The following is a 530-nucleotide window of genomic DNA, read 5'->3' as shown; positions in this document are numbered from 1 at the left end:
GCCTTGCTGTTGACCCAGTCGCACCTGCGCGAAGGCCTGCCGATTCCCGAAGGCTTGAGCGTGCTCGATCTGGACCGGGCCGAGGCCTGGCAAGGCCTGGATGCCGGCAACCTGAACGTAGCGCTGCACCCGGAAAACCTCGCCTACGTCATCTACACCTCCGGCTCCACGGGCAAACCCAAAGGCGCCGGCAACCGCCATGTCGCCTTGCACAACCGCCTGGCCTGGATGCAGGAGGCTTATCAGCTGTCAGCCGCAGACAGCGTGTTGCAGAAAACGCCGTTCAGCTTCGATGTGTCGGTGTGGGAATTCTTCTGGCCGCTGAGCGAAGGCGCGCGCCTGGTGATGGCGCTGCCCGGTGACCACCGCGACCCGGCGCGCCTGGCCGAGCTGATCACCCGCGAGCGCATCAGCACGCTGCACTTCGTGCCGTCGATGCTGCAGGCCTTTGTCGGCGATGAAAACGCCGCCCGCTGCACCTCGCTGCAACGGATCATCTGCTCCGGCGAAGCCCTGCCGGTGGAGCTGCA

1 protein-coding gene is annotated in these 530 nt (G+C 65.8%); it reads left to right on the top strand.

Annotated features, from left to right (window positions below; translation table 11 throughout):
• A partial coding sequence (locus ACK59H_RS22965) for an AMP-binding protein (RefSeq protein WP_409264993.1) occupies positions 1-530 on the top strand: 530 nt, incomplete at both ends.

The organism is Pseudomonas sp. KCJK9000 (assembly GCF_046230725.1).
In the GTDB taxonomy this organism is placed as follows: Bacteria; Pseudomonadota; Gammaproteobacteria; order Pseudomonadales; family Pseudomonadaceae; genus Aquipseudomonas; species Aquipseudomonas promysalinigenes.
The sequence above is the reverse complement of the archived record's forward strand: the minus strand, read 5'-3'. Positions and strand labels throughout refer to the sequence as shown.